The organism is Aliinostoc maniaoense (genome assembly GCF_058172895.1).
In genome coordinates this window covers 270,258-296,897 of record NZ_CP187952.1, presented here as the reverse complement: position 1 = coordinate 296,897, position 26,640 = coordinate 270,258, and the positions used below count along the sequence as shown (strand labels likewise).

Annotated in this window: 27 protein-coding genes; 14 read left to right on the top strand and 13 right to left on the bottom strand. The window is 40.1% G+C overall.

What is annotated here, in order from left to right; genetic code table 11:
- Positions 1–52: 52 nt before the first annotated feature.
- A complete protein-coding gene (locus ACPZ3T_RS01230) occupies positions 53–1,486 on the top strand; it encodes a hypothetical protein (protein ID WP_490273178.1) in 1,434 nt (477 codons plus the stop codon).
- Between the two features lie 161 nt (positions 1,487–1,647).
- Here ACPZ3T_RS01230 and ACPZ3T_RS01225 read toward each other — a convergent pair whose 3' ends face one another.
- A complete protein-coding gene (locus ACPZ3T_RS01225) occupies positions 1,648–2,166 on the bottom strand; it encodes a Spy/CpxP family protein refolding chaperone (RefSeq protein WP_490273177.1) in 519 nt (172 codons plus the stop codon).
- Between the two features lie 449 nt (positions 2,167–2,615).
- Here ACPZ3T_RS01225 and ACPZ3T_RS01220 point away from each other — a divergent pair, with 449 nt between their 5' ends.
- Together ACPZ3T_RS01220 and ACPZ3T_RS01215 are read left to right on the top strand one after the other, a co-directional pair.
- The gene (locus ACPZ3T_RS01220; protein ID WP_490273176.1) at positions 2,616–3,824 is read left to right on the top strand and encodes a sensor histidine kinase; all 1,209 of its coding nucleotides are present in this window, start codon (positions 2,616–2,618) and stop codon (positions 3,822–3,824) included.
- Positions 3,821–4,483: a response regulator gene (locus ACPZ3T_RS01215; protein ID WP_490273175.1), complete on the top strand. Its 663-nt coding sequence runs from the start codon at positions 3,821–3,823 to the stop codon at positions 4,481–4,483. The genes ACPZ3T_RS01220 and ACPZ3T_RS01215 overlap by 4 nt, the downstream gene beginning before the upstream one ends.
- 10 nt (positions 4,484–4,493) lie before the next feature.
- Here the strand turns inward: ACPZ3T_RS01215 and ACPZ3T_RS01210 are convergent, their stop codons facing one another.
- Complete coding sequence (locus tag ACPZ3T_RS01210; protein ID WP_490273174.1) at positions 4,494–4,817, bottom strand: hypothetical protein; 324 nt, start codon at positions 4,815–4,817, stop codon at positions 4,494–4,496.
- Positions 4,818–4,833: 16 nt separating this feature from the next.
- Positions 4,834–5,259 carry a nucleoside deaminase gene (locus ACPZ3T_RS01205; protein WP_490273173.1) on the bottom strand — a complete coding sequence of 142 codons (426 nt, stop codon included), beginning with the start codon at positions 5,257–5,259 and terminating at the stop codon, positions 4,834–4,836.
- Positions 5,260–5,323: 64 nt separating this feature from the next.
- On the opposite strand from ACPZ3T_RS01205, the gene ACPZ3T_RS01200 reads away from it, so the two are divergent.
- Positions 5,324–6,106 (top strand): potassium channel family protein, encoded by a 783-nt coding sequence (locus tag ACPZ3T_RS01200; RefSeq protein WP_490273172.1) that lies wholly within the window; start codon positions 5,324–5,326, stop codon positions 6,104–6,106.
- A 272-nt stretch (positions 6,107–6,378) separates the two neighbouring features.
- Positions 6,379–6,615, top strand: a complete 237-nt coding sequence (locus ACPZ3T_RS01195; protein WP_490273171.1) for a DUF3134 domain-containing protein — start codon at positions 6,379–6,381, stop codon at positions 6,613–6,615.
- Positions 6,616–6,828: 213 nt separating this feature from the next.
- Here ACPZ3T_RS01195 and ACPZ3T_RS01190 read toward each other — a convergent pair whose 3' ends face one another.
- Positions 6,829–6,972 carry a hypothetical protein gene (locus ACPZ3T_RS01190; RefSeq protein ID WP_490273170.1) on the bottom strand — a complete coding sequence of 48 codons (144 nt, stop codon included), beginning with the start codon at positions 6,970–6,972 and terminating at the stop codon, positions 6,829–6,831.
- A 20-nt stretch (positions 6,973–6,992) separates the two neighbouring features.
- Complete coding sequence (locus ACPZ3T_RS01185) at positions 6,993–8,354, bottom strand: cysteine desulfurase-like protein (protein WP_490273169.1); 1,362 nt, start codon at positions 8,352–8,354, stop codon at positions 6,993–6,995.
- A 130-nt stretch (positions 8,355–8,484) separates the two neighbouring features.
- On the opposite strand from ACPZ3T_RS01185, the gene ACPZ3T_RS01180 reads away from it, so the two are divergent.
- From ACPZ3T_RS01180 to ACPZ3T_RS01160, 5 genes are all read left to right on the top strand, one after another.
- Positions 8,485–8,832: a hypothetical protein gene (locus tag ACPZ3T_RS01180; protein WP_490273168.1), complete on the top strand. Its 348-nt coding sequence runs from the start codon at positions 8,485–8,487 to the stop codon at positions 8,830–8,832.
- Between the two features lie 244 nt (positions 8,833–9,076).
- Positions 9,077–9,880, top strand: coding sequence for a cation diffusion facilitator family transporter (locus tag ACPZ3T_RS01175; protein ID WP_490273167.1), 804 nt, complete (start codon positions 9,077–9,079; stop codon positions 9,878–9,880).
- Complete coding sequence (locus ACPZ3T_RS01170) at positions 9,877–10,089, top strand: hypothetical protein (RefSeq protein ID WP_490273166.1); 213 nt, start codon at positions 9,877–9,879, stop codon at positions 10,087–10,089. Before ACPZ3T_RS01175 ends, ACPZ3T_RS01170 begins: the two co-directional genes overlap by 4 nt.
- Positions 10,090–10,219: 130 nt before the next feature.
- Positions 10,220–12,121, top strand: coding sequence for an alkaline phosphatase (locus ACPZ3T_RS01165; protein WP_490273165.1), 1,902 nt, complete (start codon positions 10,220–10,222; stop codon positions 12,119–12,121).
- A 31-nt stretch (positions 12,122–12,152) separates the two neighbouring features.
- Positions 12,153–12,644, top strand: coding sequence for a PEP-CTERM sorting domain-containing protein (locus ACPZ3T_RS01160; RefSeq protein ID WP_490273164.1), 492 nt, complete (start codon positions 12,153–12,155; stop codon positions 12,642–12,644).
- Between the two features lie 70 nt (positions 12,645–12,714).
- Here the strand turns inward: ACPZ3T_RS01160 and ACPZ3T_RS01155 are convergent, their stop codons facing one another.
- Entirely contained in the window at positions 12,715–13,632 is a 918-nt protein-coding gene (locus ACPZ3T_RS01155) for an ATP adenylyltransferase family protein (RefSeq protein ID WP_490273163.1), read from the bottom strand.
- Positions 13,633–13,753: 121 nt separating this feature from the next.
- On the opposite strand from ACPZ3T_RS01155, the gene ACPZ3T_RS01150 reads away from it, so the two are divergent.
- Positions 13,754–14,350 carry an O-methyltransferase gene (locus ACPZ3T_RS01150; protein ID WP_490273162.1) on the top strand — a complete coding sequence of 199 codons (597 nt, stop codon included), beginning with the start codon at positions 13,754–13,756 and terminating at the stop codon, positions 14,348–14,350.
- 89 nt (positions 14,351–14,439) lie between these two features.
- On the opposite strand, the gene ACPZ3T_RS01145 is transcribed toward ACPZ3T_RS01150, so the two are convergent.
- The 4 genes from ACPZ3T_RS01145 to ade all read right to left on the bottom strand — a co-directional run bounded on the left by ACPZ3T_RS01145 (position 14,440) and on the right by ade (position 18,531).
- The gene (locus ACPZ3T_RS01145) at positions 14,440–15,975 is read right to left on the bottom strand and encodes a hypothetical protein (protein ID WP_490273161.1); all 1,536 of its coding nucleotides are present in this window, start codon (positions 15,973–15,975) and stop codon (positions 14,440–14,442) included.
- A 177-nt stretch (positions 15,976–16,152) separates the two neighbouring features.
- The gene (locus ACPZ3T_RS01140; RefSeq protein WP_490273160.1) at positions 16,153–16,440 is read right to left on the bottom strand and encodes a hypothetical protein; all 288 of its coding nucleotides are present in this window, start codon (positions 16,438–16,440) and stop codon (positions 16,153–16,155) included.
- A 114-nt stretch (positions 16,441–16,554) separates the two neighbouring features.
- Entirely contained in the window at positions 16,555–16,641 is an 87-nt protein-coding gene (locus ACPZ3T_RS01135) for a hypothetical protein (protein ID WP_490277085.1), read from the bottom strand.
- A gap of 255 nt (positions 16,642–16,896) precedes the next feature.
- On the bottom strand, positions 16,897–18,531 hold the full coding sequence (gene ade / locus ACPZ3T_RS01130) for an adenine deaminase (RefSeq protein ID WP_490273159.1): 1,635 nt from the start codon (positions 18,529–18,531) through the stop codon (positions 16,897–16,899).
- 623 nt (positions 18,532–19,154) lie between these two features.
- Between ade and sbcD the strand changes: the two genes are divergently transcribed.
- On the top strand, positions 19,155–20,411 hold the full coding sequence (sbcD, locus tag ACPZ3T_RS01125; protein ID WP_490273158.1) for an exonuclease subunit SbcD: 1,257 nt from the start codon (positions 19,155–19,157) through the stop codon (positions 20,409–20,411).
- Between the two features lie 246 nt (positions 20,412–20,657).
- Positions 20,658–21,452 carry an IS5 family transposase gene (locus ACPZ3T_RS01120; RefSeq protein ID WP_490271763.1) on the top strand — a complete coding sequence of 265 codons (795 nt, stop codon included), beginning with the start codon at positions 20,658–20,660 and terminating at the stop codon, positions 21,450–21,452.
- A 412-nt stretch (positions 21,453–21,864) separates the two neighbouring features.
- Here ACPZ3T_RS01120 and ACPZ3T_RS01115 read toward each other — a convergent pair whose 3' ends face one another.
- Positions 21,865–22,737 (bottom strand): inositol monophosphatase family protein, encoded by an 873-nt coding sequence (locus tag ACPZ3T_RS01115; protein WP_490273157.1) that lies wholly within the window; start codon positions 22,735–22,737, stop codon positions 21,865–21,867.
- A 208-nt stretch (positions 22,738–22,945) separates the two neighbouring features.
- The gene (ilvD, locus tag ACPZ3T_RS01110) at positions 22,946–24,634 is read right to left on the bottom strand and encodes a dihydroxy-acid dehydratase (RefSeq protein ID WP_490273156.1); all 1,689 of its coding nucleotides are present in this window, start codon (positions 24,632–24,634) and stop codon (positions 22,946–22,948) included.
- Between the two features lie 188 nt (positions 24,635–24,822).
- On the opposite strand from ilvD, the gene ACPZ3T_RS01105 reads away from it, so the two are divergent.
- Positions 24,823–25,704 carry a LysR family transcriptional regulator gene (locus ACPZ3T_RS01105; RefSeq protein WP_490273155.1) on the top strand — a complete coding sequence of 294 codons (882 nt, stop codon included), beginning with the start codon at positions 24,823–24,825 and terminating at the stop codon, positions 25,702–25,704.
- A 184-nt stretch (positions 25,705–25,888) separates the two neighbouring features.
- Here the strand turns inward: ACPZ3T_RS01105 and ACPZ3T_RS01100 are convergent, their stop codons facing one another.
- A complete protein-coding gene (locus ACPZ3T_RS01100) occupies positions 25,889–26,509 on the bottom strand; it encodes a TenA family protein (protein WP_490273154.1) in 621 nt (206 codons plus the stop codon).
- Positions 26,510–26,640: the final 131 nt, after the last annotated feature.

Genomic DNA, 26,640 nt, shown 5'->3' with positions numbered 1-26,640 from the left:
GTGCAAGTTAGTCAGCATCGACAGCAACGACACTGTTTCTAGAGGCGATAATATGACAAATAATCAGAAATTATCCCTGTTAAAACTCATAGAGATTTTTACAGCTAACAGCAAAAATATCATTATCAATATCCAGGATTTACAAGAAAATTATCAAAGAACTGGTATCAAGCGGATTAAAGGCGTTAGGAATGCCAACGGTGAACTGATTCAGCCTTGGTTGCGAACCGAGTATAGAGATAATGCCAAATATGTTCGCCTAGTTAAGTTCAAGTTTAACCGTGATACTGCTACTATTAATATGCTAGTCAAACGCCAAGTTAAGCTAGTAAAATCTGATGATACAACACCAATTTTAGAAGTAGCAGGACTGCTAGTTAATGAGTTGCATACATTTAACAATTACACAATTGTTAGCAATGGACAACTTAATGTAGAGTCATTAAAAATCAAAATTAGTAGCAAAAAAACATTTGAATTACTCAAAGATATTTTAGATGCAGTTGAATTTGATTTTCAGCGAGAATACACTATTGAACTAGATGCTTTGCCCCTAGTAAGTAATGATGTACATTATCAAAATATTGATGGGTTATTTGATGAGTTAGCGAAAATCAAGGTGATTTCTAGTATTGTTGCCGCCCATCTCCAAGGAGAATCAGATATATTTTTAGAACCCCAGTTAGATGAATTAAAACATCACTACATCTCTGAGAATATTTATCTAAATTTTCCCACAACTAACCCATACACCAGCCGTCAACAAGCAATAGCTAAGGGTATCATTGATTGCCAGACTAGTTATAAAATTAATATTGGCAGTAAAGATATTTTGAATCTGAGTAAGTTTTATTCTGCCAATAAATTCCTTGATAAGCGATATCGAGTTTATAACAAAGAAACTGGCGAAATTATCACTAAGCCTAATTTTACAATGGCTTTTGAGGAAAATCTCTTCTTTAGACATAAACTTCTGTCATCTCGCGTCAAAATCACAAAAGTTGATGAATTTATGAAAGTAATTTTTGATGACTTCTTAGGAATTGAAAATTACGGCATAGTAACAGCAACTTTGTCTAAAGTGGGTGCTAACAGTTTGGCAGAGTTGTTAGAAAATAAATTCTCTGGTGATACTGTCAGCAAAGAGATTATGGTGACAGCATTAACTGAGGCTAAAACCAAACTAGAACAGTACGCAGACAAAATTTATCAAGAAAAAATTTCCCCATTAGTCTTTTACATTGGTACTACTGGGATGTTACCCAAGGAAATGTCAGTACCAGCGATGACTGCAAGGGAAATTACGCGGCGATATCCTAATTTACAGTTTTCTAAATATGAGCGAGAAGGTCAATTTTTTGTGTTAGGAGAAAGTATCATTAGTGTCTATGCTCAAACAAAATACTACAGTAAAAAAGATACGATTACACAGTGTTTGAACAGTAACCCAATAGGGGTAATATCGTGTTCGGTTAAAGACTTATAATTAAGACTGCAAGGGGGCAGGGGGCAGGGGGAAGAAAGAGTTTTTTGTTTCTGCATAGGTCAGACAATTATAACTAATTATCCGAACTTGATATAAGAGGCTGAAATCAGAAATAGTTGCCTACACCCTTACACCCCTATACCCTTATACCCTAATAATAATTAGTTTGAGCGGTTATTATTACGTTGCTGCCAACGCTCACGACGATTAGCTTTCATTTCTTGTAATTTAGCACGTTGTTCTGGAGTGAGAACTGCTTCAATTTGTTTTTTGGTATTCTCCCGAATTGCGCGCATTCTAGCTTTTTGGTCATCTGTCAAATTCAAGTCAGCCATTTTCTTGCCACGACGCTGACGATATTCACCAGGTTGAGGACGTTCACCAGCTTGGCGTTGTGCTCGACGTGTTTGACGTTCTTGACGTGCGGCTTCTAGCTTGGCTTTTTGTTCAGGGGTGAACACCTCTTGCATTTGAGCGCGGGCATTGTTGTGAATTTCTCTAATTTTAGCTTTTTGGTCTTCAGATAGCCCCAAACTTTCCCAAGGGGCTTTTCTTTGCGCTTGTGCAACCTGAAATGGCGAAGAAAAAGCGGGTTGTGCTTGAACAGCAAAAGGAGCTACAGTTGCAGATAAAGTGATAGCGATCGCACTAGCTAATAAAGATAAAGACTTGAGTTGCATTGATGACCTCGGTTTGTTTTCTGTGGTATGCGACCATCTTAAGAACTGATAACCATTAGTGACATGAGGAGAAAGTCATGAATATATCCATGACTTTAGTCATGGTTTAACTATGAATTAGGTAACTAGTATTTATCTCAAAACTAAAGTAGATATAGAAAACAAAATAGCAAATATCTAACTGCAAATTTACTGATAAATTTTACTTTTAATTAAAAACCAATCAATCAAAATCACTGAGGTGATAACCTTATCTAAGTAAACATACCCATCTTGTTAAATTATTCAAATTCCACAAGTTTTTAAATTACGAATTACCTAGGCAAAAACCTAGCCCCAGGCTATTACAAATTACAAATTACGTAGCTTTATTCCGCGTAGCGGTATTACGAATTACGTTAGCGGAGCGGGGCGTTAGCCCATTACGAATTACGAATTACGAATTAATTATGACTCGCCCTATTCAAGTTAATAATCATCCTTTCCGGTTCTTGCTTTATTTAGAATGGATCTTACTAGCAATTTCTGTGATTACATCTGTATTGCCCCATCCTTCACCACGATTTGCTAGTCAATTTCCTGAAATAGCAATTTTAAATCTGGTAATTTTCGGATTAATGGGCTTAAGATTGCCTACTAATAATCAGATTATTAAAATCATCTATACTGTCTGTGGCATTAGCTTAATTTTTATCACTGGTTTATTTGGTGGTAGAGCGGATCGTTTATTTCCTTTCCTCTACATTATTTTAGTGATTCGTAGCTGTTTAATTTTCCAATTACCTGGACGTTTATCAGTTACATTTGTTTCCTTTACTTTATTTTTAACAACACTATTATATCGGATGCCCCGCTATCCTTTACCACCACCAGCCCAAGAAAGATTTCGATTTTTTACTTTAAGTTTAGCCTTAGTAGTTGGCTTAAGTTTAGTATTCGTTTTAATTTTAATGAATACTGTATTATCTGAGCGAGAAAGTAGAGAAGAATTAGCCGTTGCTAATGAAAAACTCAGACAATATGCTCTACGAATTGAGAATCAAGCTGCTTTAGAAGAGCGTAATCGCATTGCTAGGGAAATTCATGATTCATTAGGTCATTCTTTGACGGCTTTAAATTTGCAATTAGAAACTGCCTTAAAACTTTATCAAGCTAATCCTGATAAAGCTTACGCTTTTTTAGCCAGGTCTAAAGAGTTAGGTTCTAAAGCCTTACAGGATGTGAGACAATCAGTTTCTACCATGCGATCGCATCCCTTACAAGGCAAGTCTCTAGCAGAGGCAATCGATATTTTAGCAGAAGAATTTCAACGCTCTAATAATATTGTCTTAAATCGTCATATTCATCTTGAATATCAATTATCTCATGAAGTTAATACTTCTATTTATCGGATTATTCAAGAATCATTAACAAATATCTCTAAACACGCTAGAGCCACAGAAGTTAACTTAGATGTAACTCTCAATCGAGGCAGTTTATGTATAACTGTTCAAGATAATGGACAGGGATTTGATCTAGAACAAAATACGACAGGTTTTGGGCTACAAAGTATGCGCGATCGCACTTTATCTTTAGGTGGTAAATTTAACATTAATAGTGCGTTTGGTTGTGGTTGTCAAATTACAGTTGATATTCCTTTAGGTAGGTTAATTTCATGATTAAAGTATTATTGGTAGATGACCAAAGTTTAATTCGTCAAGGATTAAGAGCTTTATTAGAACTAGAACCAGATTTAGAAATAGTCGGAGAGGCAGAAAATGGGGAAATTGCTCTAAATTTAATGGCTCAATTAGCACCAGATGTAGTTTTAATGGATATTAGAATGCCCATTATGGATGGAGTTGCAGCTACACGGGAAATTTGCCAAAATTTTCCAACTATCAAGGTTTTAGTGCTGACAACTTTCGATGATGATCAATATGTCAAAGCCGCCTTACAACATGGTGCAATGGGTTATTTACTCAAAGATACACCTTCAGAAGAATTGGCTGTAGCTATTCGTGCTGTGCAGAAGGGATATACTCAACTAGGGCCGGGAATTGTCAAAAAACTGTTGATTCAATTTCAGACTCCAGCACCTAGCCAAACACCATCTATTCCACCCAGTTTAGCTGAACTTACCCCCAGAGAAAAAGAAGTTTTACGACTGATTGCCATAGGTGCAAATAACCGAGAAATTGCCCAGCAACTATACATTTCTGAAGGTACAGTTAAAAATCATGTAACTAATATTTTAAATCGGTTGAACTTGCGCGATCGCACTCAAGCCGCTATTATTGCCAATACCTATTTATCTTATTTAAATCAGTCAATTTAATTTGTGATCATCAAACTGAATTTTGTCTCAATGCTGTCATAACTTGGGCAGTAACATCTCTCCCACCACTGAAATTAGTAAATATAGATTGAATCGTGTAAATTATCCCCCAAGGTATACCCCACCAACCCAAAAATAAAGAAATTAACGTAAATTTCAGACTTTTGGTCAAAGTATTTTCGCCTGATTTAATAAAATAGATTTGGGAACTACGTTTAAATGTTAAAATGACGATAGAGAAACAATAGAGAAAAACCACAAATTTACCACCATTGGCTAACTCTTGATTTAATTCTGCTACCGTCATGTTATCTAAGCCGATAATTGTTGACATTTGAACCTCCTTGAACTTAAGTGAATAAATTTAAGCATTCCTCTCTCAACACACCCTTAGTAACACGGATGTTTCTAAAAGATTTGGCAATTACTTCCTCACAAGTAATATTAATTTGTGCCTGATTGATAGCAATTAAATCTGCAATTGAAGCACCATAAACAATTTCCCCTAACCCACTCCAAACGCAAGCTGATGCACACATAGGGCAAGGCTCACCAGTGGTATATATGCTATAACCTTCTAAAGAGAAGTTTTTAATTTGACTTGTTAAACGACGAATCACATTAATTTCCGCATGAGCAGAAGGATCACAATCTCTACCGACAGTATTGTGTGCTGTTGCCAGAACTTGATTATCATTCACAATTACCGCGCCATAAGGCGCATCCCCCTGTTTAGCTTCCTCAATTGCTAAACGCATAAAATATTCTTGATTCATAGTAGCGTGGTAATTCAGGCTAATAATGAGTAAAAATACCATATTCAAATGGTGGCAGGTAAATATGTTGCTAAGTAGAAAACAAACGGAATTTTACTTAACAGACTTAGAAACACCCATTGGTAAAGCAATTAATTTAACAATCGTTACCTTAGTGCTATTGTCATCAGGGATTTTCGTAGCGCAGACATATAATATACCTGATGCTGTGCGGTTACAGTTTGATGTCATAGATAAAGTTATATTAATAATTTTTGCTATAGAATATGCTCTGCGTTTGTGGAGTGCGGAACATAAAATCAATTATATTTTCAGTTTTTATGGAATTGTTGACTTAATGGCTATTTTGCCGTTTTTCATTGGATTAGTAGATATTAGTTTTATTCGCTTACTCAGGTGGTTTAGAATTTTACGTTTAATTAGATTTATTGATCAAAAATTTTTATTCGGCACGATTAGCACAGAAGACGGCATAATTTTCATGCGGATATTATTTACATTATTCGCTATCATATTTGTCTATTCTGGTCTGATTTATCAGGTAGAACATCCAGTCAACGCCAAGGTTTATGCAACTTTTTTAGATGCTTTTTATTTCTCCGTTGTCACCATGACAACTGTTGGTTTTGGCGATGTCACACCAATTTCTGAATTGGGGCGATTGTTAACTGTGTTAATGATTTTAACTGGCGTAACTCTCATACCTTGGCAAGTAGGAGATTTGATTAAGGGGTTAGTGAAAAATGCTAATCAAGTCGAAATTATTTGTGTTGATTGTGGTTTAGCATTTCATGATCAAGATGCGGAATTTTGTAAACGGTGTGGAAGTAAATTACCGATTAATTAGCTGGATATAGAACGTTATATGGGTTGCGGTGCGTTACTTAAATCCGCTAACCCTGTTCCCCGTTAATTGGTATTACATCCGTCTGTTTCTTAAAAAATATCAGGACAACATCAACCATAGGGAGGAAGTCTTTACTGTTCTGAGCATCACACTAGTAAGTAATATCAAACAGTTATTGGTTATCACTCCTGACGGCGTGTCGTGTGGTGTTTCGGCAGAGATTTTACCCAACACTGTTGACTGTTAAACAGATGCTTCGGGGGTACACAATTATGGTAAAACAATCTAACCCAGGTCTCCATGAAGAACCTCGTTACCAACCAGCACCGATAATTCCTCTCAAACAAGAGGAATCCTTACTTGATTGGTTGTATAGTAGTGGTCGAATAGTGTCTTACCCATCTGTTGACTACTATTACCAAGAAGAGGTAGAAGAAGAGGAAGATGTGGCAGAACTTGTAGATGCTTTTGATTTTGAAGCGGAAGAGGTGGAGGATTTGGAGGAATGAGTAATAAGTAATGAGTAATGAGTAATCAGTTATACCAATTCTCTATGAAGTTGCGCCAAATAAATGATGTAGAGACGTTGCATGCAACGTCTCTACCGTACAGAATAAAGTGCATCTATGGCTACGCCAGGCAAGCTACATCAAGAAACGGTATTAGGACTTACTTGCGTAAGTCCTGATAAGTAATAAGTAATAGGATTTACTTATTACTTGTTACTTAGGGACTTCCAGAAAATAAATTATCCAATTTCCGAGAAAGAATATTTTGATTTTTCCCCCTGCTCCCTGCCCCCTGCCCCCCTGCTTACCACAGCGATTGTATATTTTTTTAGTTGGAAGTCCCTTAAAGACAGCCATCCACTTTCTTGTGGCGTTTATTAAGTCATTGCTGCAATTTCTTTTAAGGCTTGTAGTAGTTGCAAAACCTCTGCTAAAGAGTTGTAATGTACTAAACCGACTCTTAATAAACCGCCAGTGGTTTCTAGTCCTAATTTTTCAGTTAGGCTCAGAGCATAAAAGTTACCATGCCAAGTGAAAATACCGCGATCGCCTAAATTTTTTGCTATACTTTCAGGACTTTGACCTTTGATTCTGATGGCTACTGTGGGTGTGCGCCAGTTAAAACGATTTGAGTCAGTAATCCCATATATACTTAAGCCAGGAATTTCTAATAGTCCTGAAATCAGTTGATGACTCAGTTCTCTTTCATACTGCTGAATTGCTGACATGGCTGCAACTAAAGCTGCTCGCCGACTATGATATGCTGAGGCGATCGCATCTGGGTGTTCTGATCTCAAAAACCGGGGACATTGAAAGTGTTCTAAACCTTCTTTGTCAGCCTCAATTAAAGCTGCTACTAATTCATTATCCATGCTTGGCGATACATGACAACCTAATTTTGTCAAGTAATTAATTGCTGCCACCACACCCGCCAACCCCTCATGATTGAGAGTGCCAGTTTCCCAACGAGATGGTACTTCATCGGAAGCTGGCTTGACTTTATATGGTTGCAGATGCTCCAAATGTTGCCGTTTCCCGTACAAAATCCCCACATGAGGCGCAAAAAATTTGTAAGCGGAACAAGCCAGAAAATCGCAGTCTAAGGCATGAACGTTTATAGGTGCATGGGGTGCATAATGAACAGCATCCACAAATACCCAAGCACCGACAGCATGGGCAAGACGTACTATAGTTGCAACATCGTTAATTGTCCCTACTGCATTGGAAGCATAACTAACGGCTACTAACTTGGTGCGAGAATTAATTTGCTGTGCTAAATCACTCATATCGAGAGTGCAATCTGAGATATTAATATCTACCACACGAATAATTGCCCCCTGTTCTTCTAGCGCATACCAAGGAGCAATGTTAGCGGCATGATCTAAACGAGTAACAATAATTTCATCCCCTGGTTGAATTGTGCGGGCGATCGCTCGACTTAAAGTAAAGGTGAGTGTGGTCATATTTGCACCGAATACCACCTCATCACTACTACAACCCAAAAAATCTGCGATCGCCACCCTCGCCGCCGCAATCACTGCATCTGTCCGCACACTGGTAGCAAATGCACCATGAGCATTAGCATTTGATCTGACCAAATAATCACTAATTGCATCTAGCACTGCTCCCGGTACTTGTGTGCCACCAGGGCCATCAAAAAATATTGCAGGTTGTCCGTTGACTGTTTGGTTAAGTGCCGTAAACTGTCCGCGTATCCATTTCAAATCCAGAGATTCCATAACTGACTCCTGGGTAAGTAAGTAATGTTATATCCTTCACTGCATAAAAAATTAGCTACCGACATAGATAGTTAGTGAAGGTGTTAAACAACACTAGAAAAACTTCACTACTAAATCCAAAGAAAGCATCATGATATCTCACATTCGCTCTACGATTATGGGTGTAACCATCCTAGCAACTACCTTAGTTTCTGGTACTGCGATCGCTGCTCAACCCCAATCTGAAGTTATATCTCGCAACTGTACTGATGCTGTTCACTCCACAAACTACACGTTAATCAGTTCCCGTACAGTCCAACCTAATGCCAAACTACCCATCGCACAACCAGGGGGATCAACAGAAAAGAAAACTTGCGAAACCACTAATGCACCTGCTACCAATTCACAGGGCGTTAATGGCACTAATCGCTGTACAACTTGTACCTACTCGTCTAGCGGTCATGTCACAGTCAAATGTATTTTTATCAAGCCTAAGTAAATTTTCTGTTGTTTATACCAGCTTAACATATTACAAATAATACATGAGGTGGGGAGGATAACCCAACCTCATTTTTAGCTGTTGGCATATTTACCAACAGTTTGGTATCAAATTGAATATGATAACCATTTTTATTTGAGGTAAATACGGATTTTTTTACCTGATATTAAACGTTATTTAGATAATTATTAACCTTGTATCTGGTAGATTGCTTCAAGAATGTACAGGTATTCAGAGATGAAGAATGGTGCTGTCAGCACAAAGGCATCCAATGGAACGCTCAAAATTTGAGTTAACCACCAGTCAAGTTAGAGGCGCAGATGCAATGACATCAACCCACCTACAGCAGAAAGTTCAGACTCTTTGGACTGCCTTAGTTTTACTGAGCGTTTTTTTTTGCATAGAACTAAGTGCAGGAATTTGGAGTCACAGCTTATCTCTTTTAGCTGATGCTGAACACATTCTTTCAGATGTAGCAGCATTGGGTTTAGCATTGGTTGCAGCTTGGTTATCTCAGTCTATATCCCAGCGAACAATCTTTGGACGCTATCGATTGGAAGTCCTGGCAGCTTTGATTAATGGCATCAGTTTAGCGGCTGTTGCTGGCTGGATTATTAAAGAAGCATTAGAGCGGTTGCAATCTCCCAACACAGAGATTCTTGGTGTACCGATGTTAACAACTGCCTTGATTGGTTTAGCTGTTAACGTTTTTAACGCCAGATGTTTACACAGATGTAGTCATCATGACCTGAATATGAGAGGAGCTTTACTACATTTGTTAGCGGATGTAGCTAGTTCAATAGGAGCAGTGTTAGCAGCGATCGCAGTTATCTGGCTTAATTGGACTTGGGCTGATGGTGTGATCAGCTTAATTGTAGCTGTATTAATAGCTACATTTGCAGCTTATTTAGTAATTCAGAGTGTACAGTGTTTACGTGGTCAAATTACTGATGTGACTTGCATTTGTGATGTGAAAACTGAAGATTGTAGCGATCGCCAGCAAGCAGAAAAGCTATTATTTCCGACTTTAGAGGAGCTTGTGCGATGATTTCATTATTAAAACGCCATTGGCGTTCCCTAACTTGTTTTGTATGTGGTTTGGTAGTAGCAATTGCATTTTCTTTCACCACACCCGAGCAAAAACCAGCTACTGCTTCAGTGCAAATTCCCACTCAAACTGTTGTGAAGCCTATAATTGTCGGTCATCCAGACGCTTATTATAGTCACGAAGAACCCAACTTCTATCAATACCAATAGATCAAAAGAAACCTCCAACCCAAAATTCCTAATTACGAATTACGAATTACGAATTACGAATTAATCAAATCCAAGGCATACTGCAATGATTTCATATTTAGAAAAGTACAGGCGAGTGCTAGCACTGGCCATGACGAGCCTTTTTTGTGCAATTTTGTTGGTATTTGGCAATCCTGGCATAGAATCGGCACTGGCGGCGGGCAATGGTATTAACGTCATCATTATGATTGGTGATGGCATGGGCTGGAACATGGCCAGAGCCGCAGCTTTAGCTAAAGGCGCGCCTTTTTACACTAGTGGAAAAGGTTCTGGTTTGAGCTTTCAAAAACTGACAGGTTATGGACTGGTGACGACTTACGGCACAACTGTTCAAAGAAGTACACCAGCTGATCCTACTAATCAGATACATTCTACAGGTAACTCTGCGTTAGATGGATCTAATTCATTTACAGGTTTGAGTAATGTCCGTCCTGGTTTTACTTTCCAACCTACTCCATTTAACCCAGGCGATCGCGCCGATGGCAATAGCTCACAACCCGGTAACTTAGTCGGTTACGATGTAAGTCAAGGTGGCCCTGCACCTTGGATTCCTTTATCTCCGGCTAATCCTGGGAAATATAACAAAGACTACATCAAATACAGCTATCCCGACTCTGCAAACACCGCTACCACTCTTTATACAGGTGTGAAAAGCTATAACAACGCTATGGGGGTAGATGTATACGAGAACAAATTAAAAACCATCCTAGAAATTGCCAAAGAACAAGGCAAAGCCACAGGTTTGGTGACATCCGTACCTGTCACCCACGCTACACCAGGGGCGGCTGCGTCTTACGTCAACCGTCGTAGTAAGTATGACAGTGTTTACGACCCCACTAAAACCAACCAAGACAGCATTTTACAACAGATATTATTAGACTTTCAGCCCAATATTTTGTTAGGTGGTGGACATCCTCTCAGCACGTTAAATATTGGCAATGACTACACTTATATCACACAAGACACCTACGAACACCTCAAAAATAACCCCACTCCCACACTGAACCGTTATGGTTACACCTTTTTAGAACGTAGTCCCAACGCCACTCAAACTTTATTAAGCACAGCCGCAAACATTGACCCCAATCAAGGCGGTAAACTATTTGGTCTATACGGTGCGCGGGGACAAAACGGCAATCTGCCTTTAAGTTCTTCCAAGGGTGACTACAGCACAACAGGTTTAAATAACTTCTCTCTTTATAGCTCTGTAATCAGTGGAGGAACACCAGCTACCTGTCCATCAGGGCAAATTATTCCTGGCTCAATTAGTGAGTGTGTTCCTGTTCTCGATGCTAACGGCAACCCAGTGAATGGCCCTAACCCCGATACAGTGCGTCCTCTTGCTCCTGGGGAAACAGACGCTAGTTTTGTGGCGAAAGAAGTCAATGAAAACCCCACATTAGCTGATTTGACCAAAGCCGCTCTCAGCGTTCTAGGTAAAGATAAAGACGGCTTCTGGTTGATGGTAGAAGGTGGTGATGTCGATTGGTCTGCCCATGATGACAATATGGATAACCTCATCGGTACAATGAATGACTTCGACAAGGCAGTTGAAGAAGTCATTAGCTGGATTAATAAAAATGGTGGTTGGAGCAAAAATTTACTCCTCGTGACTGCTGACCATGACCACTATTTAACCCTTAATAATGACTTCGTATCAAAGCTGAGTCCTAATGCTAATCCTAAATTAGCTAGAGGGTTAAAATACAACGCCAAAGAAATCACCTACAACAAACACAACCCTCAAGAAGCTGGTCACTTTTGGGGTTCAGATCCCACGCAAAAATACCTTTGGGGTAGTCACACTAACCGTCCTGTGCCTGTTTATTTCCAAGGTGCTTACTCTTCTGCATTGACTCGTTCTTTAGGGCAGAATGTTCAGTTTACAGATAGCACCGGTAATACTTACACCGTTCCTGGTGTTAGGGGTGTAGTTGATCAAAGCCACATCTTCCAAGCCATGAAAGCTGCTGTGACAGGCCCAGCTTTGTAAACAATTTCTATCCTCTTTTATCAAGAGAAACATGATTAACTCCATCTTCAAAAAATTAGCAATTGCTACAGCCGGAACAACTCTCCTGTTGACTTTGGGAGAAGTTATGCCTGCCCAAGCTGGCAATATTTCCTATAACTTCTCTAACGCTGATCAAACTCTCACAGGCTCTTTTTCTTTCGATGAAATTGCGGCGGCGGATCAATTTGTAGAAGTTTCAGAAGGTTTAAAGATTGTTGCTAACTACAATGGTCAAACTTTTACTGAAGCAGATGATCCACTAGCAGCAGTTTTGACTGATTTTTTGGGTAACATTCCCAATGGACAAGGTTTGGGGTTGCAATATGTAGTACCAGATCAGTTTTTTGTATTTAGTGAAAACTTTATCAATGCTGATGGAACTGCAATCCAATCTGTAAATTACAGTCGTGTTCCAGAACCAGGTTCTATGCTAGGTTTATCTATTGTAGGATTGGGTTTATTTCTGAATAGAAGAAAGCAATCTTCGCAATCACTAAACTAGTGTTTGATGGTTTGTAGTAAGGACTTTAGTCCTGAGATTATTAGGACTAAAGTCCTTACTACGAACTTATTTATGGAGCAATTGATTTTGCCACATTTTTGAGGATATTCATGGGGGTTTGCTGTTTGAGTAGTTCCATTTCTGATGGATTTTTTACTAACATTGCGCCAGCAAATCCTAATGAGTTGACAGAAATTGATTGAAAATGTTCTTGCGATCGCGGTACGATTAACATCCATTCTCTAGTGGCTAGTAAGTTATAAGCACCTGCTTGTTGTTCACCATCAATTGCACCTAAACCTACAGCCTGTAGTAATTTTTGATAAATTTCTAAGGTAGCCTTAGCACCTGTGCATGGCGACTCTATCCAGCTAGGCTCTAACTTAGCAAAAGCGTGTAGGAATGGTAGTTTGGGGATAGTGGCAATTTCATCCTCAAATTGAGCCTCAGCTAAAAGCGGTTCTATGGGTATTTGCGTTCCTAAAGGTGTCAGGGGTAGGGGTATTAATTGCAAGTGTTTGTGTCGTTGGCTTGCGCCTGCGTTTTTACCAGCGTTGTAGAATACTAAGCCGTCAATTCCCGCTAAACACGCCCACATAGCGGTAAAATCTCCCAGGGTGAGTAAGCTTTCTTGTTCTTCAAAGGCACGGGTGATAATTAATAGGTGATAATCAACAACATTGAATTTATTTAAAATACATAGGTGAGTTTCGGAAATATCGGCTACAAATAAATCTTCTTCGTAGGGTAGGAAGGGGTTAAACTCTTTACCAGTAGCTTGGGTTTGTTGGTCTTGTTGTTTTTTGGCAGTATTTTTACGGTTCAGGTTAGCTAAAATTCGTACTAAAAATTTGACTCCATCCTGTTCGACAAATTCAAATTCTGTCGGGATGGATAGCAGCGCACCACATTCTAAAGCATATTTAGTTTGTTTTTTAACACTGTCCCATAATGTGCTAGGTTGCAGTAATATATTTTTTTCTGGCATAGTTACGTATGTTTGCAGTCTTCCTACTCACCAGATTTTAAGGCTTTCAGCTTCTAAGCACCATCTGAAATTGCCAGTAGAGTGAAAAATTTTGTTGCCGTAAACAACAGCAGAACAAGTGATGAATGACCAACAAAATCTAAAAATCCCTAGTGTTGTACAGAATATATTGTCCGAAACTATCAAAATCGGCTTTCAAATGACATCCGAACTATCAACAGGCTCGCTACTGAGGACTTTAGCTGCGAGTAAGCCTGATGGGGATTTTCTCGAACTTGGCACTGGTACAGGTGTTTCTACAGCCTGGTTACTGGATGGCATGGACAGTAACTCAAAAATTATTACAGTGGAAAATGATAACACAGTAGTTGCTATTGCTCAAAAATATTTAGGAGATGACGAACGAATTTCTTTCTATATTCAGGATGCTGGAACATTTTTGGAGCAAATTGAACAAACAGGCGAGCAGTTTGATTTGATCTTTGCTGATACATGGGCAGGAAAGTACACTCATCTTGAGACTGCACTTCACATTCTCAAGCCAGGTGGTTTATACATTATTGATGATATGCTACCCCAAACAAACTGGCCAGAAGGCCATGAGTTAAAAGTTGCTGCGTTGATTGCACAGTTAGAGCAAAGGCAGGATTTGCTGCTCACAAAACTCAACTGGTCAAGTGGAATTATTATAGCTACAAAACAGGTACAAGAAATTTAACATTAGTTCAGATAACAACAACGATAGCCTATGTCCTACTACAGTCTATCGTTGTTGCATTATCGCTCTGTATTTCTTGTAGGAAATAGTTAGTTTAATTTTTTACGCAAAATAGCCCCATGAGGGTCACTCAAGTTTTTGGTACTATCTCCACTCATAATCATTGTGGGTAGGACATTTGTCAATTCACCACTTTTCTTATTAGGAGATAGCGTAATAATTCCCAATCCTGGACAACTACCTGCTGCTGCGTGTGCTACACTCAGGGGATTTGGCCCCCGCAAGGCAACATAAATCTTGTCACCATTATTGCCTAAAGATAAATCAGCCAAATCCGGTGTTGGGTCATTACTTTGCATTGCTCCTAGAGTTGTCCCACAAGCTCCAGTTGTTGTCAAACTATACATACCTTCGTGACGCAAGTAAAGATTATTCCACGGAGGATTCATCTTAAATACTTCTACATTATTGCGTACCCTATCCATCTGGTGCAGATATTTGGCCTTTCCAGATTTTAAATTTTTTACAACGACCATACCATGTGCATCTCGATTGTTCCCAGGTATAGTTTTGCCATTGTCTGCATCTGTCCACACAGCAACAGGTAATGGCTGATTAGGTTGATTGTAGTTCGGTGCTAAAGGATAGTCTTGTGTAAACCGATAAACCGTAAATTCGGAAATATTGGGGCCAGATGTTCCAGTATTGAGCATCATAAATCCATTAGCCGACTGTCCTCCACAACCGGCAGCACGAACTACATTTAAATCGTATTCAGCTACTATCTTCATGGGTGTTGTAGTAATGTCCACCACAAACATCCCACCACCGCCTAAAGTTAGGTAAGCGTGCTGACTTTGATCAGAAATAATCGGACAAATTACTGTATTGGTTGGGCGAACTCCTGCTGCTTGTTTAGGATTGCCATTGGGGGTAGAAGTAGGCTGTCCGTCTGCAACCTGTCCGGTTACAGTACAATTAATGTTATCCCCAAGATTCACATCTACTGCGATCGGTTGGGCTAATATGCGTCCTGTGCCACCAACTACATCGATACTGGCATTCGCATTATAATTAAATCCAGTTACTTGCCCTACGGCATTTTTTTGAATATCTACGCGCTCCAGCATTCTCCCGCTTTGGTTAGCGATGAGAATTTTTGTGCCGTCTGGAGAGACTGTAGACATATGGTTTTGCCTACCTGTACTAGTTCCAGTAGAGCGAAACAAGCACACGGGTTGTTTTGTCGCACCGTCTACTATCCCCAAATGTCCTGAAGCCACAAAGTTTAATGTCATGTATTTATAATCTGGGGTGGGAAGAATCCCATGAATTCTATTGACATCAGCTCCTGTCGTTGACAACGCATTTGGAAATAAGTCAGTGACTACATCTAATACCAATGGATTGTTTACTGGAGGTTGCTTTTCTAAGTCTGCACTATCATAAATTCTAACTTTGCCGCCATACGCTCCATCTGGGGTTGTGGAGGTAATTCCTTGAGTATTTCCTTGATCAGAAAGCCACACTTCATACCCTGAATTGTGTGCATAGGTCTGTTCCGCAAATAGTGCTAGAAATATCCCCAGACTTAAACCTATGAGGCATAAAATAATTTTTTTCATATTGATTTTTGTGATTCAATTTCTTATGTCTCAAAATTTCACTTTTGCAGTTTCAGAATGGCTTGTAAAGTAATACCAATAAAATGTAATAGTTTTTACGGCCAAAGCACTTTAAGGTGATATTGCAAACTAGGTGCTTTATGTAGGATCAATCGATTCTATTTAAGGAATTATGTATTATGGTTCGGAAGAGCGTAGGAGTTTAGCGATCGCTAATACGTCCATACCTGTAATACTAGCTACCTGTTCTACTGTCATACCACTTGCGAGTAAGTTGCTGGCAGTTTGTAATAACTGTGACTCAGCCATGTCTGCTCGGTGGCGTTCTTGTTCGGCGCGGTGGCGTTCTTGTTCGGCGCGTTGGCGTTCTTGTTCTTCTGGTGTGGGGAGTAATTCACCATCGGTAGTTGCCCAGCGTAGCCAAGTTGCATCTATGCCTTTGTAGTTTCCTTGCCAACGCTGCAAAGCTAAACCTAACGACTCACTGAATAATTGATTGCGATCGCTAACTACTAAAGGTTGGTAAACTCTTTGTTGGATAGAAAACCCAGCCCAATCATCTGGGTTAAAGGGGTCATACTAGAAATATTCCGGTACGCGCATTTGATTTTGATAAATCAGCTTTTTCTCGTTTTTATCTGTGGCGGCTGTGCTTTCAGAAAGCAACTCAATGACTACATCGGGTGCTTTTCCTTCTTCAAATGAAACTGATCTGGCAAACCAGGCTCTCCAGGATCTTCACTCTTGAGATCATACATCGTGGGTAATACTTCTTTTGGGGAACGTGGCGGGTCAGTTTGATACATAATCCAGCAGTCCTGAGTATTAGACTCTTTATATTATGACTGGGTAAGTTTGTAGTCAGGACTTTAGTCCTTAGAATCAACAGGACTAAAGTCCTGACTACGAACTATCAAAATGTTAGCTCACCCAAAGTGGGATAAATTGAAAGTCTTTGCTGTTAAATAAGCCTTGGTCACTGAGTTTCAAATCGGGAATGACTAACAACGCCATAAATGCCAGGGTCATGAAGGGTGCGGACAGTGTTGAACCTAGATTTTTTGTCCAAGTATTTAGTTCAGCGTACTGTTTGGCTACGGTATAACCATCAGCCGCACTCATTAGTCCGGCTACGGGTAAGGGAAGCACTTTCACTGTGTTACCTTCAGCGACAGCAATACCACCTTGTGCTTGAATAATGGCATTGACAGCTAGGCAAATTTCTGCATCAGTTGTACCCACTGCCATGATATTATGGGAATCATGGGCAACGCTAGAGGCGATCGCACCTCGTTGTAGTCTAAAATTTTTGATGAGAGCGATCGCAGGTGGTAAATTCTGATAACGGTTGACTACAGTTATTTTCAATATGTCCTGTTCTATGTCTGCGGTGACTTCATTATTATGAATATGAGCTGGTAAATGTTGTTCTGTGGTGAGTAATTGTCCGTCCCATACCTCAATTACTCTGACAATTGTACCTTGAGCGGGGAGGCGAAAATCTGCTACTTGCTTTGGTTTTGTAGCAAAGTTATTGATAGCTGCAACTTGCACAGATGGTAATAATGCTTGACCTTGTTTTGCTACTAATTCACCTTGGCAATAGGTAGACTGTACCGCAAAGTCTACTAAATTATTCACTACGATGAAATCGGCAGGATCTCCCAGTTGCAATAGACCTACATTTAGATTGTAGTGCAACACTGGGTTAACACAGGCGACTTGCAACACATTCATGACATCATGACCTAATGCCACAGAACGGTGTACAAGTTCGTTAATATGTCCCCGCACTAAATCATCAGGATGTTTATCATCACTGCAAAACATACATTGTTCGGGATGAGAATCAATTAAGCTGTGGAGGGCGAGATAATTTTTAGCGGCTGAACCTTCACGAATCAAAATTTTCATCCCCGCCGCAATTTTTTCTAAAGCTTCTTCTAGGGTTGAGCATTCATGGTCTGTAGTAATATTTACAGCCGCATATTTCTGCACGGCTGTACCTGCAAGTGCTGGCGCGTGTCCGTCGATGGGATTTCCTAATTTATTAGCCAGAGCAATTTTTGCCATTATCTCAGTATCTCTCGCCAACACACCAGGAAAATTCATGACTTCACTGAGATAAGTAATTTTATCTTCTTGGAATAATTGATGAATTTCTGCGGCTGTGAGGGTTGCGCCTGCGGTTTCAAACTGAGTGGCGGGAACACAACTTGGTGCGCCAAAAGCTATTTTAAATGGTGTTTGGGCTGCGTTAGCGAGCATGAAGCGGACACCGGCAATTCCCAACACATTGGCGATTTCGTGGGGGTCGGAAACTGTGGCCACAGTACCATGTACCGTTGCTAGACGTGCAAATTCTGACGGTACAAGCATTGAGCTTTCAATGTGAATATGAGCATCAATCAAACCGGGTAGGATGTATTGGCTGTAATGCTTTTCCCGTTGATGCTGAATAGAGTCAATACGCCCGTTTTTAATGGTGACTGTACCGGGAAATATGGTTTTGTGGAGAACGTCTACAATGTTTCCCGAAATGCTAAAGGTTGACATAGCCTACCTCCGCAAATTACTGCGATCGCCAAGTTTCTCTCTAGAAAAATCGCTCTATTACCATCTTATATTCTTATGGTATAAATTCAGCTAAGTTTTCCTTCCAAATTTAGATTTTCTCATTTTTGTTCGCAAATGTAAAAACTCCTCTCAGTATTGAGGGGAGTTTTGTTAACCTTTGTTGCTAAGTTTTTTATTCTTTTTTGTTAAAAAGCATTCATGATTGTGATGATGCTGACACTAGTCAACATAATTAAAACACCCATAATCATTGATTCTCCCAAGGAATTAGGACGTTTTGAATTATTCATGTTCGTAGAATCCTGCAAATTTAGTTATTTTTTAAAGATATCAGTCCGGGTATAAATATCTATGGAAGCAATGCAAAAATTAAAATACCTTAATTCTTCTTAGTAAAAACTGTAGTGTTTACTTAAAAATATGATTAATCTCTTTAGATAAACATAAATTTGGATTCCTTACAATAACTTAAGTCGGCGTTGCTGATGAAAAAATAGTTTGTAGTAAGGACTTCAGTCCTTAAATCAGGACTAAAGTCCTGACTACGAACCGTTCTATTGATTTGATTAAGTAAAAATACTATTTAGCGTCTAGTCATAATTATGATTAAAATTCTTCATCTCTCTGATATCCATATGGGAAGCGGTTTTTCCCACGGTAGAATTAACCCTGTGACGGGTTTGAATACGCGACTTGAGGATTTTGTTCAGACATTATCTTTATGTATTGACCGGGCATTAAATGATGGCGTAGATTTAGTTTTATTTGGTGGAGATGCGTTTCCTGATGCGACACCGCCGCCGTATGTACAGGAAGCTTTTGCTGGTCAATTTCGGCGTTTAGTTGATGCTCAAATTCCGACGGTGTTGTTGGTGGGAAATCATGACCAACATTCCCAAGGGTTGGGAGGTGCGAGTTTAAATATCTACCGGACTTTGGGCGTACCGGGTTTTGTGGTGGGGGATAAGTTAATGACGCATCATATTTCTACCCCTAACGGTAAAGTGCAAGTGATAACTTTACCTTGGCTAACTCGTTCCACGTTGATGACTCGCCAAGAAACAGAGGGTTTATCACTGGCGGAAGTCAACCAATTGTTAACAGAACGCTTGCAAGTTGTCATGGAAGGAGAAATTAGGCGACTTGACCCTGATGTGCCGACTGTACTGTTAGCTCATTTAATGGCAGATAATGCTACTTTGGGGGCTGAACGTTATTTAGCTGTGGGTAAGGGTTTTACTCTACCGTTATCTTTGTTGACTCGTCCTTGTTTTGATTATGTGGCTTTAGGACACGTCCACCGCCATCAAAATTTGAATAAATCTAATAACCCACCAGTAATTTATCCGGGGAGTATTGAACGGGTAGATTTTAGTGAAGAAAAAGAAGATAAAGGTTATGTAATGGTGGAATTAGAACCGGGAAGTGCAGAATGGGAATTTTGTCCTTTACCAGTTCGGACTTTTCGCACCTTAGAAATAGATGTGTCGAAAGCAGAAGATCCTCAAGGTGCTTTAATAAAAGCAATTAATAAACATGATCTGCAAGATGTGGTAGTACGGCTAATTTATAAAATCCGTTCTGAGCAAATTGATTTAATTGATAACGCTGCCTTACATTCTGCTTTGAGTGCTGCCCATAATTACACTATTCAAGCAGAATTAGTTAGTCAGTTAGCTCGTCCCCGCATTCCAGAATTGAGTGCTAGCAGTAGTATAGACCCTATGGAAGCACTGAAAACTTACTTACAAAATCGTGAAGACCTCAAAGATATCTCAGGGTTAATGTTAGAAGCCGCAGAAAAATTACTAGCTGATGATGTGGAAGTGTGGTTAGAAGCAAGTGCTGGAGATAGATAATGGGGACTGGGGAATGGGGAATGGGGAGAATAAAGGTAAAAGTCAGAAGTCTCAAGAGAATTATCTTTTTACTTTTTACTTTTTAACGCCGTGTGCAACTTTTTTTCAAACCTAACCCCCAACCCCTTCCCTACAAGGGAAGGGGAGCAAGAATCAAAGCCTCTAAGAGGATGTTTGGAAAGTCTAAAAAAACTCCAGTAACTGTATTCTGTCAGTAGATAAAAAAGCGACAGGGTTACTAGAGCAATGTCTACATCATATCCAACAGACCTGACAGATGAACAATGGGAATTGTTATCAAATCTGATACCGCCTGAAAATCTAGGGTGTCGTCCTCGTTGTGTTGATCTACGTGGGGTGGTTAGTGCTATCTTTTATATTCTTTGTGCGGGTTGTGCATGGCGAATGTTGCCGCATGACTTTCCGAAGTGGCAAACGGTCTACTACTATTTCCGCAAATGGCGAATGGATGGTACATGGGAAGGTATGAATCATAAGCTACAACAATGGGTGCGGGTTGTGGAAAACCGAGAAGCTAATCCCAGTGCGGCAATAGTCGATTGCCAATCTGTGGATAATGGAACAATGGTGTCAAAGGATGTTGGTTTTGATTCAGGTAAGTTAGTAAAAGGACGTAAACGCCATTTGCTGGTTGACACCCTGGGATTGGTCTTAATGGTTGTAGTGACATCAGCATATGAATCTGATAAAGCTGGAGCAAAGAAATTATTTGCACAAGCCTACAACAGGATCAGCGATCGCCTGACACGGTTAGTTTGTATTTGGGTTGATGCTGGATACCAAGGTGAGGGATTTATGAAATGGGTGATGGACACTTACCATTGGATTTTAGCGGTTGTACGTCGTCCAACTGATACCAAAGGCTTTGTTCTACTGCCAAGACGTTGGGTTGTTGAGCGCAGTTTTGGTTGGTTTAATTGGTGTCGCCGGTTAAGTAAAGACTACGAAATTTTACCGCAGACCCATGAAACATTTGTACAAGTCGCAATGATTCGGTTAATGCTGAGAAGACTTGCTTGATTGATTAGTTTCATACTTTCCAAACATCCTCTAACGCCACTTGCTACAACGCGGGAAACCCGCGCAACGCAGTTGCTTCTCCTTGCAGGCTACTGTGTACACACAAGTTTTTTAGAGTTAGTCGATACATTCACAATGTCAGGCGATACATTGGCAATGTCAGGCGATACATTCACAATGTTAGGTGATACATTGGCAATGTCAGGTGATACATTGGCAATGTCAGGTGATACATTCACAATATCAATGCAGCAACTTATGTGTACACAGTAGGTCTTTGCAGAGGGGTTTCAAGAATAAGTCGCACATCGCGTTTATTACTCATTACTCATTACTCATTACTCATTACTCATTACTCATTACTCATTACTCATTACTCATTACTCATTACTCATTACTCATTACTCATTACTCATTGCTTTAGATTTTGGCTGGCTGCTAACAGATGTTGATGAACTGTTGGAGAAGCGGCAATAATCAAGCCTGGTAAACTGTAGTCTTCACAAGTGTGTAGGGGAGGTGGGGTTTTGCCGTCTAGAGTGGTGACAATACAACCAGCTTCTCTTGCTAGAAACGCCAGCGCAGCACCATCGATAAATTTACCTTTTCTGATGACTGCGCCACTTAAGTCACCGGTCAACATACCATTGACATTGGGAATTGCTGTTTGGCTGGAGTAATCATTTTCTACGCTAATAACTTTATACAAGTTTTTTAGTGCAGGTGCGATCGCATTCATTCCCCAACCCAACAATATATTAGGAGCAAAGGAAGTTATCTGCAAGGGTTGACAGGCGGCTAAGTTCATCTCTAGTGTGCCGTGAAAAGCACCTTCACCCCGCAGTGCATAATAATAAGTATTTTGAGCAGGTGAGATGGCTATGACTGCCTCAAAGTCATCTGGATTTAAAATACTGAGAATAATCTGATAATTAGAATGTCCATCCATATAAAATTTCGTGCCGTCGATAGGGTCAAGGGTGACTAAATAATCACCGTCTGTACCTAGTTCAGTGGCACGAAAATATTTAGTGTTCCGAGAACTTTCGTATTCTTCTCCGTGAAAGCGAATGTCTGGGAATAGACCTAATAATGTTACTTCTACCAAATTTTGAATTGCTAAATCTGCATCTGTCAAAGCTGCTGCAAAAAAGTTGTCTCCTTGTTCTTTGGCTGGTAGTGTGGCAATTTTTGATTGCATAGAACGAGCGTAAGCAGCTGCAACTTTGAGATGAGGAAGTAAAGTTTCCAAAATCAGGCGCGCATTTAATGCTGTTTTAAACATCTCAATCAAATCCCAGATTCAATCAGGCATCAAAATCATACCGCAAATGTAAGGGTGTGGGGGTGCAGGGGTGTAAGGGTATAGGGGTGTAGGGGATGAAAAACTGGTGCAAGATATCAGGCAACTGAATATGGATATTGGTGTTGGGTTTCCTTGCGTCAACCCAACCTACTGGCTGACTTTCTTAATTGCGAATTGGTATTAGTCGTTAATCAAATAAATCCAAGTCTGTGACAGCACCGACGCTACTAGAGGCGACTAATTTGGCATATTTGCCTAAGATGCCTGTTTTATAACGGGGTGGACGGGGTTGCCATTTGGCGCGACGAGTGGCTAATTCTTCATCAGAAATATTGATTTGTAATAAGCGAGAATTAGCGTCAATAGTGATGCTATCACCTTCTTGTACTAGAGCGATCGCACCACCAACGGCTGCTTCTGGTGCAACGTGTCCCACTACCATGCCGTAAGTACCGCCAGAGAAACGTCCATCGGTAATTAAACCGACGCTATCACCTAAACCTGCGCCAATAATGGCTGAGGTGGGTGCTAACATTTCTCGCATACCGGGGCCGCCTTTCGGGCCTTCGTAACGGATGATAATCACATCACCGGCTTTAATCTTACCTGCTAGGATGGCATCTAAACATTCTTCTTCGGAGTCAAATACCCGTGCAGGGCCGGTAATAATGGGATTTTTCACTCCGGTAATTTTGGCTACTGCTCCCTCTGTGGCTAAATTGCCTTTGAGGATGGCTAAGTGTCCTTGGGCATACATGGGTTTATTCCAAGGACGAATCACATCTTGATTTGCAGGGGGTTCTTCGGGGACATCTGCTAAAATTTCGGCGATGGTTTTCCCGGTGATGGTGATACAATCTCCGTGAAGTAACCCATGCACGAGGAGCATTTTCATTACTTGGGGAATACCGCCAGCTTTGTGTAAATCTGTAGCAACATAGCGACCACTGGGTTTTAAATCACACAAAACGGGGACACGACCACGGATAGTTTCAAAGTCATCTAGAGTTAGTTCTACACCAGCCGCGCGCGCGATCGCTAAAAAATGTAATACGCTATTGGTTGAACCACCCACAGCCATAATTACCGAAATAGCATTTTCTATAGATTTGCGAGTAATAATTTGTCGGGGTAAGAGTTGGTTACGAATCGCTTCTACTAAGACTTTAGCTGATTCTTCGGTGCTGTCGGCTTTTTCGTCATCTTCGGCTGCCATTGTGGAAGAATAGGGTAAACTCATGCCCATTGCTTCAAAGGCTGAGGACATAGTATTAGCTGTGTACATCCCACCGCAAGAACCCGCACCAGGACAAGCACGGCGTTCTACTTCCATCAGTTCAGTGTCGTCAATTTTTCCCGCACTGTATTCACCCACAGCTTCAAAGGAACTGACAACAGTTAAGTCACGGCCGTTGTAGTGTCCAGGTTTAATTGTGCCACCATAAACAAAGATAGCGGGGATATTCATCCGCGCCATTGCAATCATTGCCCCTGGCATATTTTTATCACAGCCACCGATGGCAATTACACCGTCCATGCTTTGACCGTTACAAGCGGTTTCAATGGAGTCAGCAATGACTTCTCGTGACACTAGGGAATATTTCATCCCTTCAGTTCCCATTGAAATGCCATCACTAATAGTAATTGTGCCGAACATTTGCGGCATCGCTCCAGCTAGTTTAATTCCAGCTTCGGCTCTTTGGGCTAATTGATTAATCCCCATATTACAGGGTGTGATGGTGCTGTAGGCATTAGCTACACCGACAATGGCTTTTTTGAAGTCTTCATCTTGAAAACCAACTGCCCGTAGCATAGCCCGATTTGGCGATCGCTGTACCCCTTGTGTAACAACTTTACTTCTAAAATTCTCTGACATGGTTTCACCCCTTGCGCTGGCTCAATTAAATCAGTTATCAGTTATCAGTTATCAGGCTTATGGTGTGGTGTTTCACAAGCCGATTTTACTCAACACTGTTAAATCTCTGTACGAGTATCATAAGTATAGTTTTTTAAGATGTCCAATATATATTTATTTGGAATTTAGACTTATAAAGTATAATAAACATGGAATTACGACACCTACGCTACTTTATTGCTGTAGCTGAGGAACTACATTTCAGTAAAGCCGCAGAAAGATTACATATAGCTCAACCACCTCTAAGCCAACAAATTCAACAGCTAGAAACAGAACTGGGAGTCAAGCTGTTTGAGCGCAAAACTAAGCGACAAGTGCAATTAACTCCAGCCGGGCAGGTGTTTTTACAAGAAGCTTATCAACTCCTGGCACAATTAGAAACAGCAGTAGCTCTGACTCAAAGGACTGGACGAGGTGAAGCAGGACAACTCCGCATTGGATTTACAAGTTTGGTAATTTACGATTTGTTACCCGTGATTTTACGGCAATTTCGTGAACAATTTTTAGAAGTCGAACTAGTATTACTAGAATTAACTACAAGTCAACAGGAACAAGCACTCAGAGATTGCCGAATTGATGTTGGTTTTGCTCATCCACCCTTGGAAGATAATACACTATCTCATGAGTGTATTCACACAGAAAAATTAATTTTGGCGTTGTCTTCAACTCACCCATTGGCTCAACAAGAACATATTACAGTGCGATCGCTCCTCAATGAACCTTTGATTATGTTTCCCCGCCATCTCGCACCAGGATTGTATGATTGCATCATGAGTCTTTTTCAACAGGAAAATTTCCAACCGAAGATTACTCAAGAGGCAATTCAAATGCAGACAATTATTGGTTTAGTATCGGCTGGCATGGGTGTAGCAATTACACCATCTTGTTTACAAAATCTGCAAAGGCCTGGTGTAGTTTATCGTCCTCTACTACCAGAAGTCCCTGTAATAGAAACTGCTGTCATCTGGCGGCCTAGTAGTTTAAGTCCGATTGTAGAAAATTTCTTACAATTTATGCAAGGGTTTATTTGATATTTTGAGAGTAAGTAGAACAAGTTAAAAAAATCAAACTATGTTAAGTAATGTAAAAAGAATAAAATTGAGTTCGTAGTAAGGACTTTAGTTCTGAAATAAGGACTAAAGTTCTTACTACAAACCTTTAATTATTTACCCTGTTCTACTTATATGAGTTGCGAATTGCGAATTGGTTTAACTGTTAAATTATCCATGCCGCTTGAAAGAATTGATATTCACACAACATAGCATAGCGATATGTGGAATGAGTGGAATTATTCCCACTAGCGTAATTATCTACTAAACTATCTAATTGTTGTACCAATGGTAAAAAATCGGCACTACTATAAGTCCGAATCCAGTCAGCATATTGATGATTAGGAATGCCATTGCTAGCTAATTGTTCTCCTAAATAAGCATACAACCGCATACAAGGAGACATCGCCGCCGCCGTTAACCCGACATCCCCACCCCAAGCCGTCGCTAAGAGAAAGTCAGTATAACAACGGGTAGCCATTCCCGGTTCTACAGTCGCTAAATCAACTCCCCACTCAGCAGCATAACTTGTGTGCAGTTGCAGTTCCTCTAAAACTCCCCCAGCTAAACTATGAAAGATCCTAAAATCTTGCCAACTTGGTGCTTTAGCGGCTGCAATACTATAAGCACGGGCAAAAGATTCTAAGAAAAACGCATCTTGTCCTACATAGTAAGCAAATTTTCGCTGTTCTAGAGAACCATCACCAATACCCTGCACAAACGGATGCTCTAGACAAGCTTTAGTTAAGTCTTGATTGATTGCCCACAATTGACGAGATAGATTCATTGATTCATTGAGGATATTCACCCATGTATAGAATTGTACAACTTTTTCAATCTTTGATAAATCTACAGGACTGAGCGTTTTTTCCAGGTAATTTCCTGCGTGGGAATAAATAAAATTTTTATAAATTTTTC

Coding starts and splice junctions, on each gene's coding strand:
- ACPZ3T_RS01230 (WP_490273178.1), top strand. CDS start 53: ATGACAAATAATCAGAAATTATCCCTGTTAAAACTCATAGAGATTTTT.
- ACPZ3T_RS01185 (WP_490273169.1), bottom strand. CDS start 8,354: ATGGAATCTCTGGATTTGAAATGGATACGCGGACAGTTTACGGCACTT.
- ACPZ3T_RS01220 (WP_490273176.1), top strand. CDS start 2,616: ATGACTCGCCCTATTCAAGTTAATAATCATCCTTTCCGGTTCTTGCTT.
- ACPZ3T_RS01210 (WP_490273174.1), bottom strand. CDS start 4,817: ATGTCAACAATTATCGGCTTAGATAACATGACGGTAGCAGAATTAAAT.
- ACPZ3T_RS01100 (WP_490273154.1), bottom strand. CDS start 26,509: ATGAATCTATCTCGTCAATTGTGGGCAATCAATCAAGACTTAACTAAA.
- ACPZ3T_RS01160 (WP_490273164.1), top strand. CDS start 12,153: ATGATTAACTCCATCTTCAAAAAATTAGCAATTGCTACAGCCGGAACA.
- ACPZ3T_RS01225 (WP_490273177.1), bottom strand. CDS start 2,166: ATGCAACTCAAGTCTTTATCTTTATTAGCTAGTGCGATCGCTATCACT.
- ilvD (WP_490273156.1), bottom strand. CDS start 24,634: ATGTCAGAGAATTTTAGAAGTAAAGTTGTTACACAAGGGGTACAGCGA.
- ACPZ3T_RS01105 (WP_490273155.1), top strand. CDS start 24,823: ATGGAATTACGACACCTACGCTACTTTATTGCTGTAGCTGAGGAACTA.
- ACPZ3T_RS01170 (WP_490273166.1), top strand. CDS start 9,877: ATGATTTCATTATTAAAACGCCATTGGCGTTCCCTAACTTGTTTTGTA.
- ade (WP_490273159.1), bottom strand. CDS start 18,531: ATGTCAACCTTTAGCATTTCGGGAAACATTGTAGACGTTCTCCACAAA.
- ACPZ3T_RS01150 (WP_490273162.1), top strand. CDS start 13,754: ATGAATGACCAACAAAATCTAAAAATCCCTAGTGTTGTACAGAATATA.
- ACPZ3T_RS01175 (WP_490273167.1), top strand. CDS start 9,077: ATGGTGCTGTCAGCACAAAGGCATCCAATGGAACGCTCAAAATTTGAG.
- ACPZ3T_RS01215 (WP_490273175.1), top strand. CDS start 3,821: ATGATTAAAGTATTATTGGTAGATGACCAAAGTTTAATTCGTCAAGGA.
- sbcD (WP_490273158.1), top strand. CDS start 19,155: ATGATTAAAATTCTTCATCTCTCTGATATCCATATGGGAAGCGGTTTT.
- ACPZ3T_RS01155 (WP_490273163.1), bottom strand. CDS start 13,632: ATGCCAGAAAAAAATATATTACTGCAACCTAGCACATTATGGGACAGT.
- ACPZ3T_RS01190 (WP_490273170.1), bottom strand. CDS start 6,972: ATGGCTGTCTTTAAGGGACTTCCAACTAAAAAAATATACAATCGCTGT.
- ACPZ3T_RS01200 (WP_490273172.1), top strand. CDS start 5,324: ATGTTGCTAAGTAGAAAACAAACGGAATTTTACTTAACAGACTTAGAA.
- ACPZ3T_RS01120 (WP_490271763.1), top strand. CDS start 20,658: ATGTCTACATCATATCCAACAGACCTGACAGATGAACAATGGGAATTG.
- ACPZ3T_RS01165 (WP_490273165.1), top strand. CDS start 10,220: ATGACGAGCCTTTTTTGTGCAATTTTGTTGGTATTTGGCAATCCTGGC.
- ACPZ3T_RS01180 (WP_490273168.1), top strand. CDS start 8,485: ATGATATCTCACATTCGCTCTACGATTATGGGTGTAACCATCCTAGCA.
- ACPZ3T_RS01195 (WP_490273171.1), top strand. CDS start 6,379: ATGGTAAAACAATCTAACCCAGGTCTCCATGAAGAACCTCGTTACCAA.
- ACPZ3T_RS01115 (WP_490273157.1), bottom strand. CDS start 22,737: ATGTTTAAAACAGCATTAAATGCGCGCCTGATTTTGGAAACTTTACTT.
- ACPZ3T_RS01145 (WP_490273161.1), bottom strand. CDS start 15,975: ATGAAAAAAATTATTTTATGCCTCATAGGTTTAAGTCTGGGGATATTT.
- ACPZ3T_RS01205 (WP_490273173.1), bottom strand. CDS start 5,259: ATGAATCAAGAATATTTTATGCGTTTAGCAATTGAGGAAGCTAAACAG.